Origin of the sequence: Thiothrix nivea DSM 5205 (assembly GCF_000260135.1) — a bacterium.
Lineage (GTDB): Bacteria > Pseudomonadota > Gammaproteobacteria > Thiotrichales > Thiotrichaceae > Thiothrix > Thiothrix nivea.
The window spans coordinates 1,572,903-1,588,619 of record NZ_JH651384.1; the positions used below are offsets into that span (position 1 = coordinate 1,572,903).

Annotated in this window: 16 protein-coding genes and 1 pseudogene; 6 read left to right on the plus strand and 11 right to left on the minus strand. The window is 58.5% G+C overall.

The window, feature by feature from the left end; genetic code table 11:
- Nucleotides 1-9: 9 nt before the first annotated feature.
- Nucleotides 10-297, minus strand: a complete 288-nt coding sequence (locus tag THINI_RS08000; protein WP_002708115.1) for an encapsulin-associated ferritin-like protein — start codon at nt 295-297, stop codon at nt 10-12.
- A gap of 167 nt (nt 298-464) precedes the next feature.
- Between THINI_RS08000 and THINI_RS08005 the strand changes: the two genes are divergently transcribed.
- The 3 genes from THINI_RS08005 to THINI_RS08015 are packed head-to-tail and all read left to right on the plus strand — an operon-like array spanning nt 465 to nt 2,961.
- Complete coding sequence (locus THINI_RS08005) at nt 465-2,204, plus strand: DUF1538 domain-containing protein (RefSeq protein ID WP_002708116.1); 1,740 nt, start codon at nt 465-467, stop codon at nt 2,202-2,204.
- 27 nt (nt 2,205-2,231) lie between these two features.
- A complete protein-coding gene (locus THINI_RS08010; RefSeq protein WP_002708117.1) occupies nt 2,232-2,612 on the plus strand; it encodes a P-II family nitrogen regulator in 381 nt (126 codons plus the stop codon).
- A gap of 4 nt (nt 2,613-2,616) precedes the next feature.
- Nucleotides 2,617-2,961, plus strand: a complete 345-nt coding sequence (locus tag THINI_RS08015; protein WP_002708118.1) for a P-II family nitrogen regulator — start codon at nt 2,617-2,619, stop codon at nt 2,959-2,961.
- A gap of 184 nt (nt 2,962-3,145) precedes the next feature.
- On the opposite strand, the gene THINI_RS08020 is transcribed toward THINI_RS08015, so the two are convergent.
- From THINI_RS08020 to THINI_RS27215, 5 genes and pseudogenes are all read right to left on the minus strand, one after another.
- On the minus strand, nt 3,146-3,772 hold the full coding sequence (locus THINI_RS08020; RefSeq protein ID WP_002708119.1) for a phosphoribosylanthranilate isomerase: 627 nt from the start codon (nt 3,770-3,772) through the stop codon (nt 3,146-3,148).
- Entirely contained in the window at nt 3,772-4,551 is a 780-nt protein-coding gene (locus THINI_RS08025) for a dienelactone hydrolase family protein (RefSeq protein ID WP_002708120.1), read from the minus strand. Before THINI_RS08025 ends, THINI_RS08020 begins: the two co-directional genes overlap by 1 nt.
- An 18-nt stretch (nt 4,552-4,569) precedes the next feature.
- Nucleotides 4,570-5,790, minus strand: coding sequence for a flavodoxin-dependent (E)-4-hydroxy-3-methylbut-2-enyl-diphosphate synthase (gene ispG, locus THINI_RS08030; RefSeq protein ID WP_002708121.1), 1,221 nt, complete (start codon nt 5,788-5,790; stop codon nt 4,570-4,572).
- Between the two features lie 162 nt (nt 5,791-5,952).
- Nucleotides 5,953-6,147, minus strand: a complete 195-nt coding sequence (locus tag THINI_RS08035) for a hypothetical protein (RefSeq protein ID WP_040839277.1) — start codon at nt 6,145-6,147, stop codon at nt 5,953-5,955.
- Nucleotides 6,148-6,254: 107 nt separating this feature from the next.
- Nucleotides 6,255-7,522, minus strand: a pseudogene (locus THINI_RS27215) (ISAzo13 family transposase).
- 181 nt (nt 7,523-7,703) lie between these two features.
- Here THINI_RS27215 and THINI_RS08050 point away from each other — a divergent pair.
- Nucleotides 7,704-8,084, plus strand: coding sequence for a hypothetical protein (locus tag THINI_RS08050; protein WP_002708122.1), 381 nt, complete (start codon nt 7,704-7,706; stop codon nt 8,082-8,084).
- A 22-nt stretch (nt 8,085-8,106) separates the two neighbouring features.
- On the opposite strand, the gene THINI_RS08055 is transcribed toward THINI_RS08050, so the two are convergent.
- The 3 genes from THINI_RS08055 to THINI_RS23280 form a co-directional block, all read right to left on the minus strand.
- Nucleotides 8,107-8,937, minus strand: a complete 831-nt coding sequence (locus tag THINI_RS08055) for a ferritin-like domain-containing protein (RefSeq protein ID WP_002708123.1) — start codon at nt 8,935-8,937, stop codon at nt 8,107-8,109.
- Complete coding sequence (locus tag THINI_RS08060) at nt 8,937-10,076, minus strand: glycerate kinase type-2 family protein (RefSeq protein WP_002708124.1); 1,140 nt, start codon at nt 10,074-10,076, stop codon at nt 8,937-8,939. The genes THINI_RS08055 and THINI_RS08060 overlap by 1 nt, the downstream gene beginning before the upstream one ends.
- An 81-nt stretch (nt 10,077-10,157) precedes the next feature.
- Nucleotides 10,158-12,956: a S8 family peptidase gene (locus THINI_RS23280; protein ID WP_002708125.1), complete on the minus strand. Its 2,799-nt coding sequence runs from the start codon at nt 12,954-12,956 to the stop codon at nt 10,158-10,160.
- A gap of 305 nt (nt 12,957-13,261) precedes the next feature.
- On the opposite strand from THINI_RS23280, the gene THINI_RS08070 reads away from it, so the two are divergent.
- Both THINI_RS08070 and THINI_RS24740 read left to right on the plus strand, forming a co-directional pair.
- On the plus strand, nt 13,262-13,495 hold the full coding sequence (locus THINI_RS08070; protein ID WP_002708126.1) for a hypothetical protein: 234 nt from the start codon (nt 13,262-13,264) through the stop codon (nt 13,493-13,495).
- A 154-nt stretch (nt 13,496-13,649) separates the two neighbouring features.
- Nucleotides 13,650-13,967, plus strand: coding sequence for a hypothetical protein (locus tag THINI_RS24740; RefSeq protein WP_002708127.1), 318 nt, complete (start codon nt 13,650-13,652; stop codon nt 13,965-13,967).
- A 14-nt stretch (nt 13,968-13,981) separates the two neighbouring features.
- Here the strand turns inward: THINI_RS24740 and THINI_RS08080 are convergent, their stop codons facing one another.
- Together THINI_RS08080 and THINI_RS08085 are read right to left on the minus strand one after the other, a co-directional pair.
- Nucleotides 13,982-15,019 carry a sensor histidine kinase gene (locus tag THINI_RS08080; protein ID WP_002708128.1) on the minus strand — a complete coding sequence of 346 codons (1,038 nt, stop codon included), beginning with the start codon at nt 15,017-15,019 and terminating at the stop codon, nt 13,982-13,984.
- Nucleotides 15,016-15,705 (minus strand): response regulator transcription factor, encoded by a 690-nt coding sequence (locus THINI_RS08085; protein ID WP_002708129.1) that lies wholly within the window; start codon nt 15,703-15,705, stop codon nt 15,016-15,018. Before THINI_RS08085 ends, THINI_RS08080 begins: the two co-directional genes overlap by 4 nt.
- Nucleotides 15,706-15,717 lie beyond the last annotated feature (12 nt).

A 15,717-nucleotide genomic window follows, 5' to 3' on the forward strand; every position in this document is an offset into this window, starting at 1 on the left:
TGGAAGGGGTCAGTGGTGGGCAATAGGCTTGTCGGTGAACAGGTAGTCTTTCAGCTCATGGTCGAAGCGCGGATCCTTGCGGCGAATCCATTCCAGCACCATCGCGGCGTGTTCCTTTTCCTCGTCGCGGTTGTGGGCAAGGATAGCTTTCAGCTCTTCGTCTTTGCAGGCATCCACGCGCTGGTTGTACCAGTCGACAGCTTCCAGCTCCTCCATCAGGGACGTGATGGCGCGGTGCATGTCGCGGGTTTCGTCGCTCAGTTCTTCGATGGGTTCATGATAACCTTCGTTGGCCATGCGGCATCTCCTTGTCATTGTCAGTCAGGGGTGCGGGTATTATAGCCCAACTAGATACCCGCAACGCCACCGATTAATGGCAATTAATCCAGCCTATTAAAACGACGAATGGTCTATGCTATTGTCAGGTATACTGCCTGCAACGAACACCCAGACAAGGGGAAAAAATGGCGACTGAAATCCGTTTTGGCTCTTTTCTGCGCGAAATTACCGTGCAGCAGGAACGTATTTCCTACAACAGCCTGACCCCGAAACCCTGGCGTGATGGTGATGGGGCCATCATCCCCTATCAGGCTCCCAGAATCCACTTGCGCTGGATTGACGCCTACCGCCTGATCACGCCCTACATCAGCAAGCGCCTGCTGGAACAGGTACGCGCCGTAATACCACTGGCGTTATATCTGGTGCTATTCCAGATTTTCATCCTGCAACAGGGCATTGCGGACGCCAGCCTCATCAGCGGCGGGCTGGTCGCGGTGATCCTCGGCCTGATGTTTTTCATGGAAGGCTTGCAAGTTGGCCTGATGCCACTCGGGGAAACCATCGGCAACACCCTGCCCGCCAAATCCACCCTGCGGGTCGTGCTCGGCATCGCTTTCATCCTCGGCATCGGCGTCACCTTCGCCGAACCGGCCATCGGCGCATTGAAAGCCGCCGGGCAAACCGTGCAGGTGGAATCCGCCCCCTACCTGTACGCCATGCTGAATAGCTGGGCGGAAATCCTGGTGTTGGGCGTGGGTATCGGCGTCGGCGCGGCGGCAGTGCTGGGAACCCTGCGCCTGTTGAACGGCTGGAGCCTGAAACCGCTGATCTACGCCTCCCTGCTGCCCGTCATCGGCCTGACGGCCTACATGGAAACCGACCCGGAGTTGCAGAAAACGCTGGGGCTGGCGTGGGATAGCGGCGCAGTCACCACCGGCCCTGTAACCGTACCGCTGGTGCTGGCACTGGGCATCGGCATCGCGTCTGCCGCAGGCCGGGGGCGCACGTCGCTATCCGGCTTCGGCATTGTCACGCTGGCCTCGCTGTTTCCCATCCTCAGTGTGCAACTGCTGGCGGTTTACCTGTCGCTTGCCTACACACCGGCGGACATTATCGCCGCCGCCAGCCATGCCAGCCGCATGGCCAGCGAGCCGGGCTGGTTCCAGCAAACCCCTTATCTGGAAATCATCAGTGGGCTGCGTGCGATCGTGCCACTGGTGCTGTTCCTACTGATCGTCATGTGGCTGGTGTTAAAGGAAAAAATCCAGCACGCCAACCAGATTGCTTACGGCATTATCCTCGCGCTGCTGGGCATGGTCGTGTTCAACCTGGGGCTGAGCTTTGGCCTGACCCGGCTGGGGGCGCAAGCAGGCAGCCTGATACCGGCGGCCTTCATGGCGATTGAGGACGTATTGCACAGCCCCTTGTACAGCACCGTGCTGGGTTTGACGCTGGCGTTTGTGTTCGCTTGGGTGCTGGGCTTTGGCGCTACCCAGGCGGAACCGGCGCTCAATACACTAGGGCTGACGGTCGAAAACCTCACCAATGGCGCATTTCGTAAAGCCACGCTGGTACGTGCCGTTTCCGCCGGGGTCGCCTTCGGCCTCGCCTTGGGGGTAGCCAAAATCGTGTTCGGGCTGCCGCTGGCCTGGCTGCTGGTACCGGGTTATTTGCTGGCGGCCATCCTGACGTTTTTTTCCAGCGAGGAATTCGTCAATATCGCCTGGGATAGCGCAGGCGTCACCACCGGCCCCATCACTGTACCACTGGTGTTGGCCATGGGGCTGGGTTTCGGCAAGGCGGTGGAAGCGATTGAAGGTTTCGGCATCCTCTCCATGGCGTCCATTTGCCCCATCCTGTCGGTGTTGCTGACCGGTTTGTGGATACGCTGGCAAGTCAGCCGCAAACAGCGTTACCATGACTAAGCATTCAACCCTCCAGAGGCAAACCTGATGAACAAGCGTGAAATCGTTGTCCTGACCGATGTCGCCCTGATTACCGCCGTCGTCCAGCGCGGGCTGGCCGATACCATTGTCAGGGCTGCCCAGGAAGCGGGCGCACAAGGTGCCAACACCCATTACGCGCGTGGGCGCGGGGTGCGCGAGCGGCTGGGGATTTTGGGGCTGGCGATCGAAGCGGAAAAAGAAGTCATCAACATCGTAGTTTCCACCGACCAGCTGGATCAGGTATTCGAGAAAATGTACCTGGCCGGCCAGATGGATACCCCCGGCATGGGCTTCATGTGGGTTACGCCGTTGGAAAAGGCCGCCACTTTCATCCCACCAGAAATTGTCGAGCGCCTCAACCAGAACAAATCCTGGCATGGTTTGTAAGTGCATGAAAACAGCGCTTACCCACAAACTGATTACCTGCATCCTGCCCAAAGGCCGCGCCCAATCACTGATGCGCGTGCTGATCCGGGAACATGGCCTGACAGCAGTAGATGTGCATTATGCCCGTGGCCACGGGCGTCTGACGCCACAGCAGTATCGCGGTATTGAGGAAACGGCGGAAAAAGAGGTATTGACTGTCGCCGTCCCGACGGAACAGGCTGAAGCCATCTTTGAACTGATTTACGATCAGGCAGAAATCAACCGCCCCCACGGCGGCCTGATGTACATGCACCCGCTGCTGGCGACAACCCTCTACACGCTGCCGGAACTGCCGGAAGAAAAAAATTAGTGCCTCAGGCGTAGATGCCTTCCACTTCCACCATCAGGTCGGAACGGCATACATCGCCCTGCAAATACAACACATCCACCCCATGGCCTGCTGCGGCTTGCGTTCACGTATCTTGAATGGCTTGCTGAAGCTGAAAGCGCCAGATTATGGCATGTTCCCGCCTGATACCTTAAGCGAAATCAAGCTATGCTGCCCCCATCCCCGCCATAAATGCCTGCACCAGGGCTGGAGCCTTGACGCCTGGGGCAGATTCCACCCCACTACTCACATCCACCGCATACACGCGGCTGAGCCGGATCGCTTCCGCCACATTTTCCGGCGTCAAACCACCCGCGAGGATAATGGGTTTGGGGTAATCCTGTGGAACCTGTGTCCAGTCAAAGGTTTCGCCTGTCCCACCAGCAGCGCCCGGCGCATGGCTATCGACCAGAAAACCCTGTGCATCGGGATAACGGTCAGCGTAGGCCGTGAAACCACCACTTTCCGCCAGCCCTTTCATCCCCACCGCCTTCATGTACGGGCGGGGAAACTGGCGGCAGTATTCCGGCGATTCCGAACCGTGAAACTGCAACACGTCCAGCGGCACGGATGCCAGCACTGTGCGCACGAAATCCGGCTGCGCATCCAGAAACAGCCCTACCGTAGTGACGAAAGGCGGCACGGCACGGCAGATTTCCGTCGCCTGCGCGATGTCGACATGACGCTTGCTTTTGGGGTAGAAAACCAGCCCGATGGCATCCACGCCCGCCGCCGATACCATCAAGGCATCGGCAACCGAGGTAATGCCGCAGATTTTGGCGCGGCAACGCATTACTGGAAGATTTCCTTGAAGAAATCCTGCATCCCCTGCCAGGAACGCTTGTCGGCAGTTTCATTGTATTGCAGGTTTTCGATGCCATATTTGCCCGCATCCGGGTTAGTAAAGGCATGGCGTGCGCCACCGAAGGAGGCAAATTCCCAGTTAGCACCAGTCTTTTCCAGTTGTTCCTTGAACTTGTTGACGGTATCCGGCGGCACCATCGCGTCAGCATTGCCGTGGAAAGCCAAGATCTTGGTGTTGATTTCCGTACCATCCGGCGCAGAAGGCAGGGAACCATGAAAACTAACCACGCCTTTCACATCGCTGGTGCCACTGTAGGCCATTTGCAGGATAGTACCGCCACCGAAGCAGTAACCGACCGCCGCCAGTTTGCTGGCATCTACCTTGTCACTTTTCTTGAGCTGCTCCAAACCGGCCAGCGCCGTGCCACGCCATGCGTCCACGTCGGAGGTGGCAGCGGTCATCCATTCACGCGCCTGATCGGGCTTGTCGGTGACATGGCCATCGCCATACATGTCGGCAGCAAAGGCAACGTAGCCCAGTTCGGCCAGCATTTCCGCACGTTTCTTGGCGTAGTCGTTCAGACCCCACCATTCATGCACCACCATGACACCAGGGCGCTTTTCAGTCACGGCGTCATCGTAGTAGAGGTAGCCGGTGAGTTTGGTTCCCTCGTATTCGTAATTGACTGGCTCGCTTTTGATGGCTGCCCATACGTTTGTTGCCAGCAGAGACAAGCCTGCGATGGCAACCATGCCTAATCTTTTCATTTAACACTCTCCTTTGGTTCAACCATACGTTTTTTGTACATACGTTTCGACCAGCGCCTGGAATTCCTGCGCAATCGAATCGCCTTTGAGCGTAACCGTTTTCTGCCCATCTTCGTAGACTGGCGCTACCGGGGTTTCGCCGCTGCCGGGCAGGCTGATACCGATGTTAGCGTGTTTGCTTTCGCCTGGCCCATTAACCACACAGCCCATCACCGCGACTGACATACTTTCCACACCTGGATACTGGTCTTTCCACACCGGCATTTGTTCGCGTAACCAGCCCTGGATTTGTTCCGCAAGGCGCTGGAAGTAGTCGCTGGACGTGCGCCCGCAGCCAGGGCAAGCCACCACTTGCGGGGTGAAGGAACGCAGACCCAGCGCTTGCAGGATTTCCTGCCCGACAATGACTTCTTTCTCGCGCTTGGCGTGCGGCTCGGGCGTGAGGGAAATGCGGATGGTGTCGCCGATGCCTTCCTGCAACAGGATCGACAACGCTGCGGTGGAATAGACGATGCCTTTGCTGCCCATGCCTGCTTCGGTCAGGCCGAGATGCAGCGGGTAATCACAGCGTTTTGACATGTCGCGGTAGGCACGAACCAGCCCCTGCACGTCACTGAGCTTGCAGGAAAGGATGATGTGGTCGTGCGGCAGGCCGTATTCTTCGGCCTTGGCGGCGCTGCTGAGGGCGGACTCCAGCAGGGCCTCATGCATCACTTCTTCCAGCTCCAGCGGCTTGGCCAGCTTGCTGTTGTCATCCAGCATTTTCGCCAGTAACTCCTGATCCAGCGAACCCCAGTTGACGCCGATGCGCACCGGCTTGTCATAACGGACGGCGAATTCGATCATTCGCGCAAATTGTTCGTCACGCTTTTTGCCACGGCCTACGTTGCCAGGATTGATACGGTATTTGGCGAGAGCTTGCGCGCATTCCGGCACGGCGGTCAGCAGCTTGTGGCCGTTGAAATGGAAGTCACCAATCAGCGGCACGTCGCAGCCCATCTTATCGAGGCGTGCGCGGATGTCGGGGACGGCCTGCGCGGCTTCCAGGCTGTTGACGGTGATACGCACCAGTTCGGAACCGGCGCGGGCAAGCTCGAAGCATTGCGCGGCAGTGCGGATGGCATCCGCTGTGTCGGTGTTGGTCATGGACTGGACGACGACAGGGGCATCGCCGCCGACGGTGATATTGCCTACTTGGACGGAGACGGTGCGGTGACGCAGGATTGGAGTATTGCTCATTGGAGTTATGCAGTCTTTTTCAACGGTAGTTCGATGCATTGTATTATGCATGAATTTGGGGGAAAGAAACCCCTCCCAGCCTCCCCTTATCAGGGGAGGAGCCGGACGTGCCGCCATCATTGGCCGGAATGAAGAGGGCGCATGAAATACGCCCTCTTCCGCTCACATACCGCGCAATTCTGCTTGCAGGCGTATTTCCGGCTCATCCTCGGCGACCATCTGTTTGAACAGCGGGATGCGGAAATAGTAGCGCTGCTTGTCCCGCCCCAGCACGAAGCCCAGTTCCAGGCGCTTGAGGCTGCGTTGCAGGTCGTCAGCTTCGGGGGTGAAACCGTGGGTCTCCAGCGCGGCCAGCATGTTGCCGAAGGTGAAGCTGTCCAGCCCGATGCCGGTGTAGACAGCCCTGTGCCAGCAGATTGCGCGCCAACACTTCCACCCATTTAAGGTGATTTACCTCAAAGACATTACCCAAAAACAGGGCGAATCAGAATGTCCCATTTTGGTAAAGCAGCATTTCTTTCCAGCCTCGCCTCAACAGCCTCCATAGCTTTTTTGCTGAGGGTCACACCCTTCTCATAAACCTTGTGGCTGAATTCGACCATGGGGTTGATGCCTTTCCAGGTCATGGTTTTTGCCCATTCCAGCAGGGTTTCGGCATCCTTGAGCTGGGTGCCGTTCCAGTGTTGTTCCAGAATCCCCCAGCAGCGTTCAATCGGGTTGTACTTGCTGTGGTAAGGCGGGTAGTACAGCAGGTGGACTGTCTTACCGGTATGGTTGGCGAATTCCACCATGCGCTTGAGGAATTGCGTCCTGATCCCGCTGCTTTCCGGGCCATTGTCCGCTTTGATCTGGATGCACTGGCAGGCGTCCTTGTCAGCAGAAGGCATCTGTTCCCATACCCGGCACAGGGAATCCACGATGAAGTCACTGGTTTTGCTGGAACTGCCGAAGGTCAGGTAAACCTGCCCACTGTCCTCATCCAGTACGCCAAAAGGGATGTATTTCTCTTTGCAGCCCATCTCATGGTCTGCGGCTTTATTGTCACCCCGAGTTTTCCCGCCCCGTGAGTAGTCACCGATGTTGACGGTCGCCTTGCAGTCCATGCTCAGGCGTTTGACCGCCCCATCGGCAAACTGCCCATCGTTGGCCTGGATATTGGCGAAGATGGCGTCGGTTTCTGGAATTTTTTTTGCGGCTTGGCTTTCTCCACCTTGCGCAGGCGGTAGCCATTCCGGTTGAGTATCCGCGCCATGGTGCTGGGGGCGGGCACTTGTCCACCGCTGAACCCCATGGCCTGTAACTGCCGGATGGCTTCCGCCGCCGTCAGGCGGGTGTAGGCGATGCTGCTGCGGAATGTCGGGTCTTGCTGGCTATGTGCTTCCGCCAGCGCCAGCAAGGCGGCTGCCGCTTCCGGCTGGGTTTCCTCCCAGCGCTTCTGGCCACAATACGCCGCCTGCGCACCCACGCAAACCATGCCGCTGCGCTGTTCCTCCAAACCCAACTGCACCCCCTCCCGACCCCAGCCAAAACACCTTTCAGTCTGGCGGGCGTTGCCTGCACAATATTTCCGGCTCATGTCCGCCTGGAACGCACGGCGGGTGCTGCCAGACATTTTCGAGGCCGCCAGTTTCAGGTCGGCTATCTGGGATTCACTCAGGATCGGGTTAGCTGTTTGGGGTTCGGGGGGCATGGGGATAGGGACTCCGCTTGTCGATAAGACAAGTGTAGCCATTGCGGGGGAATCTTTCAGGGAAATCCCCTAAAATGGCTGCTACGGTAACTGATAAAGATGTCGGGGGTTTGCGGGGTATTTTGCATCAGCGTCTGGTCGTTTGTTGCTCTCACTGAAGTATACCGCATAAACCCGCTGAATTTGGACAAAATGGAAACCCAACCAGACAACAAGGTATTGCATGAAAACACTATTTTCCTTGATCGAATCCCCCGCCCACCCCAACCTCAGCACCCTATACCAACAGCTTGGAATTGCAGAAGAACGCTTCACTGCCGCCCGCAAGCTGCACAAAGCCTTGCAGAAACAACAGCCCGATTTTCTGGTGGGAGAATTCATCTACGGCTACGGCAACAACTACGCCGGGGCGAACGTGTGCAACCTGGACGTGACCTTGCGTACCTTGCAACGCTTTTCACCCGATACCAAAGTGATCGTGTTCAGCAGCAAGGAAGAAATGCCCTACATCGGCAAACTGGCAGAACTGTTCCCGCTCCATACCGTGCTGCAATACCCGGTGTCAGAACAAGCGCTGCGGCAACGCCTGGAAAGCACGACCTGATCCTGTAAACAAGGCGGCGGATTCAGCGCGTAATCTCATCCACCCAGGTTTGTTCCATCGCCAGCAACTGCTCCAACTCCTCCACCGTGAAACCGGCCTGCAAGCGTGCCTCGGTGTAAAACGGCCCACGCAACGGGGCTTGCATCACCTCACGCAGCAACTGGCGGAAGGTGGCCTCCGGTTCCAGCCCACGCTGTTCGCAGCAATGGCGAAACCAGCGCGAACCGATGCGCACATGGCCGATTTCATCGCGCAGGATGATTTCCAGGATGCTGACGGTGGCTTCATCCCCAACCTCGCGCAAGCGTTGCATCATGCCGGGGGTAACGTCCAGCCCGCGCGCCTCCAGCACCCGTGGCACCAGCGCCATCCGCACCAGCACGTCATAGTCTGTCTTGCACGCCTGCTCCCACAGGCCATTATGGGCGGGCAGGTCACCATAGCGGCAACCAAAATCCGCCATGCGCTCATGCAGCAGGCTGAAATGGTAAGCCTCTTCAGCCGCCACTTGCAGCCAGTCGCCGTAGAAGGCGTCGGGCATGTCGCGGAAACGGTAAACCGCATCCAGCCCCAAATTGATGGCGTTGAATTCGATATGGGCGACGGCGTGCAACAAAGCGCGGCGGCCTTCCATCGAACTAAGTTTGCGCTGCCGTACTTCGCGAGGGTGCACCAGTTCAGGTTTGGCGGGGCGTCCCGGTTCCGGCACGGCTTGCACCGGGCAATCTGGCGTTTCCACCCGTTCTAGCCTGCCCGCCTGCCAGTCGGCGTAGAGTTGGGCGGCGCAGGCAAGTTTCTGCTCCAGATCGGTTTGCATCAGGCAGGCGTGGGCTGCTGCGTACAGGTTTTGCATTACAGTTTCAGGCCAATGACCACATCCATGACGTTGGTGCCAGTCGGGCCGGTGTGGATCAGGTCACAACTGGCGTCAAGGAATGTACCGGCATCCGCCGCCTGTAAACAAGCTTCTGGGTCAAGGTTTTGGCTGCTTCCGCGCTTTGCCGTGCCATTATCCACCAGCGCGCCGGTATCCTCGGTGACACCATCGGTGCCATCGGTGCCCGCCGCCAGCAGCCAGAGGTTTTCATCCGGCTGGATGTGCAAAGCAGCAGTCAGGGCAAGGTGCTGGTTGCGCCCCCCGCGCCCGGGGTTGGCGGGCAACTGCACGGTGGTTTCCCCGCCCCACAGGTAAATGCCCGGCGCACTGTTGCGCAGGTGGTCTATGCACAGCAGCGCGGCCACTTCGGCATTGCCTTCCTGAAATTCGGGCATGATGGTGACGGGCAATTCTGCTGCTTGCCTACTCGCTGCCATCGCTTCCAGCATTTGCTGGTTGCTGGCAACGATTTCCCAGTCAAAATCTTCTACCGGCGCGGGAAACAGCAAGCCGGAACCGATCACCGCCGGGTCGTCGCCGGGTACATCGGAAACCAGTAGGCAGGCGACACGGCGCTGGCCAATAAAGTTCCACAGCTTGCCGCCCTTGATCAGCGACAGACTACGGCGCATGGCGTTGATTTCGCTGATGGAGGAACCGTCCGCCAATAATGCCTGGGTGGTTTCCTGCAATTTTTCCAGCGTCCAGCCCTCTTCCAGTACCTCCACCAGGCTGGATGCGCCGCCCGACACCAGTAGCAGGAGCGGCTCGTTTTCCGGCAGATTTTGCAGCCACTGCAACAGCGCCTGCCCGGCTTGCAGCGAGGATTCGTCGGGAACAGGGTGGGATGATTCAATCACCGTAACGCTTTCCGGCAACGCGGCTGGCGTGGTCACATGACCCTGCTTGGTAATCAGCAAGCCACTGCGCAGGCCGTCACACAGGTAGCGGTATGCGCCGCTGAACATGGCCTCAGCGGCCTTGCCAATGGCGGCAACATGGCGGGGGCTGCGCTCCCCCCTGGCGTGCAGTGCCCGGTAAACCGCCTGCTCACCGTTAACGGCGGCGAGACCGGCGGCATACATTTCCAGCAAGCGGGTACGGGGATCATTCATGCGGGTCGTCCTGTTCGTGGTTTATGCAGGCAACATACAGCAGCAGTCCCGCCAAGTCGATTTTCCGCCATCCCGGCTACCTCAATGCACGCGCACTGTGAATGCACCCGTGCTCCCCGCCGCATAGGTGGTCGCTTCGAGCGTATACGTGCCTGCTGACAGGGTACGGGTAATCTGCGAATTCAGTGTGCCATTACTGTCATCGTTGAAGGCCAGCACCTCACCCTGGCTACCGCTGCCTTCCAGCAGGTACAGGAAGGTATCCTGCTCCAGCGAGTTCAGGTCAAGGGTGACGGTAGCAGGAGCGGCCAAGCTGAAACGGTAGTAACCCGCGTAATAGGTGCTGCCACGATGGGCGGAAACGCAAGCGGCATTCCAACACCCTACGGTGTTTTGCCCAAGCGTCAGGCTGGCTGGTACGCAGCTATCCGTTTCACTGACCGTTGATAGCCCAAGGGTAAACGTGCCAGTGCGGGCGGCAGCATAGGTCGTGGCCTCCAGCGTATAGGTTCCGGCGGGCAAGGTACGCACAATCCGTGAGTTGAGCGTGCCGTTGCTGTCGTCATTGAAAGCCAGCAGCGCGCCCTGACTGTCATTACCTTCCAGCAGATACAGGAAAGTATCCTGCTGGCTGGCAAGATCAATCGTGACCTTCGCCGCCGCTGTCAGGGTGAAGCTGTAGTAACCGGCGTAATGGTTGCTGCTGCGATGCACGGAAGCGCACCCCGCTGCCCACTGGCCACTGGCCTGTTGCCCCAGTCCGAGCGGGTTGATGGTGCAAGGCTGAGTCACCGGATTACTGGCGGTGGTCGTCAGGCTAAGGGTAAAGGAACCAGTCCGCTGGGTGTAATAGGTGGTGGCTTCCAGCGTGTAGGTTCCGGCAGGCAGCGCACGCACAATCCGCGAATTGGTTGAGCCATTGCTGTCATCGTTGTAAGTCAGCACACTGCCATCAGCACCACTGCCTTGCAGCAGGTAGAGGAAGGTGTCCTGCGTTGAAGCCAGATCCACCGTCACGGTTGCTGGCTGGTTGAGGGTGAAGGTGTAATAGCGCGCGTAACGGTCACTGCCGCGATGGCTGGAAGCACAGGCCGTATCCCACTGGCCGGGTGCGCTACCCCCGGGCGTCAGGCTGACCGGATCGCAACTGCTGCCACCAGTTGCGGCAACCGTCACGTTGGTGTAGCTGCTGCTGCCCAGCCCCACGTTGTTGGTGACAGTCAGGCGGAAAGTCAGGGTTCCTGCCCCAGCAGGCGCGACAAATACCGGGTTGGCGCTGTTGCGGTTGCTCAGGCTAACCGGCATCCCGGCGGTTTGTTCCCAGTCATAGCGGGTAATCGCACCCGCTGGCGTGTTGTCCGCGCCGCTACCGTGCAAGGTGACACTTGCACCCACCTGCACTGCCTGGTTGGCTCCGGCATTGGCGGTCGGTGGGGTTTTGACTGCCATCACGGCACGGTAAGCATCCAGCGCCCCCGTGCCGCAGGTGCTGGTGGTGCAATCGCTGGCGGTTCCACGCACGAATGGGCGTGCGCTGGCCTTGAGTTTCTGTTTCAACAGCAGCGGCAATTCGGCTGACGGGATGCTGCCATCGGTCAGGCGGCTATTGGCGGCCAGCATCAGCGCCAGCACACCGGATACATGCGGCGCGGCCACGCTGGTTCCCTTGTAATAAGCATAGGCATTGTCGTTGGCCGGGCCGGTCTTGCCACCATCCAGCGTCGACAGGATGGAGACACCTGGTGCAGCAATATCCACCCGGCTGCCGGTGTTGGCGAAGCTCGGCCTGCTGCCATCCCGTTCCAGCGCCGTCACCGTAATGACATTGGTGCAATTGGCCGGGCGGTGGTTGCTGACATCCGTACCACCATTGCCCGCTGTCGTTACCAGCACGGCACCGCGCGCCATGGCGGCGTCAATGGCGTCCTGATAGGTAGGGCCACACGCACCACTGCCACCCAGGCTGAGGTTGATGATATGGGCGGGGTTGGGGTTGCTGACGCCATTGATGGTTTCCCCGGCAGACCAGCGGATGGCTTCCGCAATATCCGACAAGTAGCCGCCACACTTGCCCATGGCGCGGGCAATCAGCAGGCGCGCATTCCAGTCGACCCCGGCTACCCCCTGGGCATTGTTGCTGACCGCCCCGATCGTGCCCGCCACATGTGTGCCATGCCAGGAACTGTTGCGCACGCCGCAGGTGCTGTAAGACGGTGTGGCAATATCCTCAAGACCCACCCAGTCGCCAGGGTCGATGGGGTTGCTGTCGCGCCCATCACCATCATTGCCAACCGTCGCGCGGGAAATGAAATCGTAACCGGCCAGCGCGGCGCTTCCGCCCACCAACCGTGGGGCCAAGTCGCGGTGGTTGATTACACCGCTATCCACCACGGCCACCACCACGTTGGCGGAACCACTGGTTTCACCCCAGGCGGCGGGCAGGTTATCCGCACCCGCATATACGTTAGGGGAAGCGTGCTGCCACTGGTTAGTGAACGCGCTGTCATTGGGCGTAATCACGGTGTCGGGGTACATCAGCACATCCGGTTCGGCGTATTCCACTGCCGGGTCTGAGCTTAGCACCGTGGCGTAATCACTTGCTTCCTGTAAGGTCATGGGGGCTGGCAACTGGATGACATGGGTATCCGCTGTCATCGCCCGCCCGTAACTGGCGTGGATGCCAAGCCCGACCGCATCCACCGCCGCCTCAACCACAGCGCGAGGGGATGATAGCCGCCGGGTCTGCGGGAGTGGTTTCAGCTTGACGATAATCTGGTCGGTCGCCGCTATGGGCTGCATGGTTACCGGGGTGGACTCCGTGGCGAAAGCACTGGAAAACAGGCACGCGCACAGCACGCCTGCCAGGATTTTTTTCAGCATGGTTATCATCCTTGTTGGTCAGGAACAGGAACAGCCAAACCATTAACAATCAATGGGATGGGTGGCGTTCGCAAGATTGCTGGCTACAGGATAGGAAAACCCGGAGAATAAATATTTCCGACCATGGATAGATGATATTTATTATTGGATCAAGGAAGCCGACGTATACAAATCGGTGACAAGCGGTAAATAAACTGCACGGCGTGTGCGCGGATATGATCAAGCATAAAATGTAGTTGATTTTGACAAAGATCAACCACACTCATAGCGTGCTTATGGTCAAAACCTGTAACAGGAGACGTACCATGAACCATTACGATGTAACCGTCGTCATGCATATTGATGAAGAACTGTCTGACTCAGAAATCCACAAACTCGAACACGACCTGTCCTTTTCCCCCGGCATCCGTTCTGCGTGCGTCAATGAACGTACCCGTCATCTGATGCTGGTGGATTACGACCCCGAACGGGCGTATGCTGGCGATATTCTCAATAGCGTCAAGCACCAAGGCTACCATGCTGAATTAATAGGACTTTAGTTGATAACGCCGGGTTGCCCCATCTTCTCCCGAGGGGCAACCCTATAGGAAAAAAATTTCAGTTCCCCCACCCAACTGTTAAGGTTGGAGCCTCGCAGAAAAGCGGAATTTCAATAATAAAAACTATCCATAACCACCATTAGGAGAGTCCAGTATGGCTATCGGAAACGCAGTGCAAAAAGGCACGCTGATTTACGTATATGACCAGGATGGCAGGCAAGTAACATCCATTTCCGCCCCCGGGCGCTTTCCGGAAGACGGCCTCAAAGGCTATACACCAAACAGCATCCATGTGCAGAAAGGCGAACTCATTTACGCCTATGACGAAACTGGCCACCAGGTCGGCAGACCCATTCCCGTACAACGTGGCAATGTCGAAAGTATCCAGGCGGCCAAGCGCCCCCCTGCCAGGCAACCCGAATACATGCCCGCGCGTCAAGTGCATGACGCCCGCCGCGCCATTCCGGCCTGAGGCAGGCAACAGGCTCACAATACAGCAACTGCCTTCAGGCCGCCGAGCTGTTCCGAACGCCCGAAGGCCAGCGTCCCACCGTATAATTTGACAATATCCTTGCAGATGGCAAGCCCGAGCCCGTGGCCTTCCACTGACTCATCCAGACGCACACCGCGCGCCGTCATTTGCTGTAATTCGGCGTCGGTTCTGCCTTGGCCGTCATCTTCCACCGTAATTTGCACCTTATTGGCAATGCAGGCCAGCCGACAGCTGACCTGTTCCTGCGCCCACTTGCAGGCATTGTCCAGCAGGTTACCAATCAGTTCCAGCATGTCTTCGCGGTCGCCGAAACGGGTGATTTCCGGGGCTATCTCCAGCGTGATGCAGCGGGGGGGTTTTTGATGGATACGCGCCAACACATCAACCAGGGTCGGCAGTTCCTCATGCGGATCAAAACGCTGGGTGCTGTTGCCCTGCCCGGCCATACGCGCCCGCTTGAGTTCGCGCTCGGTGAGTTGCCGGATGCGTTCCGCCTGTTGCCTGGCATGGTGGTTACCATCAGTATCCTCCTGATCCAGATGTTGCACCAGCAGGTTGAGCGGCCCTTTGAGGGCATGGGCAAGATTGCCAAGGGAGTTGCGGGAACGTTCCAGCCGTTCCTGCATCAGGCTTAACAGGTGGTTCAACTCCACCACGATCGGGTGGATTTCCGCCGGGACGGATTCATCCAGGCGGCTAACCTTGCCTGCCTCCAGCTGCTGGAGTTCGGCGCGCAAATGATCCAGGCGACTGAACGTGCGGCGGATGACAACGCCTTGCACGGCCAATACCACCCCTACCCCACCAAGCGCCAGGATCGGGAACAGCCATTTGAAACGCTGCGGACGGTGCGGCAATGCCTGGGTATCCGCCACCGGATCCGCTGGCATACCAACATAACCCGGTGGGTGCAAGAATTTGTTTTCAGACAGGAAATAAGGCATGGCCATACCAATCAACCAGATCACCCCCATGACCATGCCCAGGGTAATGGCGAGGTTGACCTGCAACTGGCGTTCAAGCGATTTCATACGGGTGGCTCCGGCTTGGCTGGGTCAATGAAAATATAGCCCTGCCCGCGCCGGGTCTGGATGCGCCATTCGCCCAACTTGCGGCGCAAATGGCGCACGTAGACTTCGATCACATTGCTGTCGCGGTCGCTGTCATTGTCGTAGACGTGTTCGGTCAGGCGGGATTTAGTGAGGATTTTGCCGGGGTGCAGCATGAAATAGCGCAACAGGCGGAATTCCGTCCCGGTCAGGTCGAACACATCGCCTTCCGGGGTGGTGACTTGCTGGTGCTCTTCGTCCAGTTGCAAACCGCAACAGTCCAGCACCTGGTTTTGCACACTGACCTGATGGTTGCGGCGGATCAGCGCTTGTACCCGCACCAGCAATTCCTCGAAATGGAACGGTTTGCCGAGGTAATCGTCCGCCCCGGCCTTGAACCCATCCACCCGTTCATGCCAGGCGTCGCGGGCGGTGAGGATAATGACGGGGACGCGGTTGCCACGTTGCCGCCAGTGTTGCAAGACCTCCAGCCCGCTGCGTTGCGGCAGGCCGAGGTCAAGGATGATGGCGTCGTAAGGCTCCTCATCCCCCATGAATTCGCCATCCACGCCGTTACTGGCGACATCAATGGCAAACCCTTCGCGTTTGAGGCGCTGCTGCAAGTTCGCGCTCAATTCCGCATCATCTTCCACCAACAACAACCGCATCCACGCTCCTCA